The organism is Paraburkholderia lycopersici, from assembly GCF_900096975.1.
Taxonomy (GTDB): domain Bacteria; phylum Pseudomonadota; class Gammaproteobacteria; order Burkholderiales; family Burkholderiaceae; genus Paraburkholderia; species Paraburkholderia lycopersici.
In genome coordinates this window covers 1-1653 of the sequence record NZ_FMYQ01000074.1, presented here as the reverse complement: position 1 = coordinate 1653, position 1653 = coordinate 1, and the positions used below count along the sequence as shown (strand labels likewise).

The 1653-nt window shown below is 67.9% G+C and carries 1 protein-coding gene; it reads right to left on the bottom strand.

The genetic code is table 11. From position 1 onward, the window contains the following. Window positions 1-3: 3 nt before the first annotated feature. On the bottom strand, window positions 4-1653 hold a 1650-nt coding region (gene hutU, locus BLU17_RS32025), incomplete at its 5' end, for a urocanate hydratase (RefSeq protein ID WP_143189411.1).

Genomic DNA, 1653 nt, shown 5'->3' with positions numbered 1-1653 from the left:
CGTTCATCGGCCGAGCATCGGCAGCTTGAGGCCCGCCTCGCGCGCGGTGTGCTGCGCCAGCTCGTAGCCGGCGTCCGCGTGACGCATCACCCCCGTCGCCGGGTCGTTGAGCAGCACGCGACCAAGTCGCTCGTGCGCCCCCGCCGTGCCGTCCGCGACGATCACCACGCCCGCGTGCTGCGAAAAGCCCATGCCCACCCCGCCGCCATGATGCAGCGACACCCACGACGCGCCCCCCGCCGTATTCAGCAGCGCATTGAGCAGCGGCCAGTCGCTCACGGCGTCCGAACCGTCCTTCATCGATTCCGTTTCGCGGTTCGGGCTCGCCACCGAACCCGTGTCCAGATGATCCCGCCCGATCACGATCGGCGCCTTCAGCTCGCCGTTTTTCACCATTTCGTTGAATGCCTGGCCCAGACGATAGCGGTCCTTCACGCCCACCCAGCAGATGCGCGCCGGCAGCCCCTGGAACGCGATGCGCTCGCGCGCCATGTCGAGCCAGTTATGCAGATGCGCATCGTCGGGAATCAGCTCCTTGACCTTGGCGTCGGTCCTGTAGATGTCCTCCGGATCCCCCGAGAGCGCCACCCAGCGGAACGGCCCCTTGCCCTCGCAGAACAGCGGACGGATATACGCCGGCACGAAGCCCGGGAAGTCGAACGCGTTTTCCACGCCCATTTCCAGCGCCATCTGCCGGATGTTGTTGCCGTAGTCGAGCGTGGCCGCACCGCGCGCCTGCAGCGTGAGCATCGCGCGCACCTGGTGCGCCATCGACTCCTTCGCCACCTTCACGATCGTTTCGGGCGCCACCTTCTGCGCCTCGCGCCACTGCGCCACCGTCCAGCCCTGCGGCAGGTAGCCGTTGACCGGATCGTGCGCGCTCGTCTGGTCCGTCACGCAGTCCGGCGTGATCCCGCGCTTCACGCACTCCGCAAACACGTCCGCCGCGTTGCCGAGCAGGCCCACCGACACGGGCTTGCCCGTGCGCCTGGCCTCCTCGACGATGGCGAGCGCCTCGTCGAGCGTCTTCGCCTTGCGGTCCACGTAGCGCGTCTTCAGGCGGAAGTCGATGCGCGTCTCGTCGCATTCCACGGCGATCATCGAAAAGCCCGCCATCGTCGCCGCGAGCGGCTGCGCGCCGCCCATGCCGCCGAGCCCGCCCGTGAGGATCCAGCGGCCCGTGGGGTCGCCGTTGAAGTGCTGGTTCGCCACCGAATGGAACGTCTCGTAGGTGCCCTGCACGATGCCCTGCGAGCCGATGTAGATCCAGCTGCCCGCCGTCATCTGGCCGTACATCATGAGGCCCTTGCGGTCCAGTTCGTGAAAGTGCTCCCACGTGGCCCAGTGCGGCACGAGGTTGGAGTTCGCGAGCAGCACGCGCGGCGCGTCGGCATGGGTGCGGAACACGCCCACCGGCTTGCCCGACTGGATGAGCAGCGTCTCGTCCTCGTTCAGGTCCCTGAGCGAGGCGAGGATCTGGTCGAAGCATTCCCAGTTGCGCGCGGCGCGGCCAATGCCGCCGTACACGACGAGCGCATGCGGATGCTCGGCCACTTCGGGGTCCAGATTATTCTGGATCATGCGGTAGGCGGCTTCGGCAAGCCAGGTCTTGCAGACCTTCTCCGCGCCGCGCGGCGCGCGGATCGTGCGGGT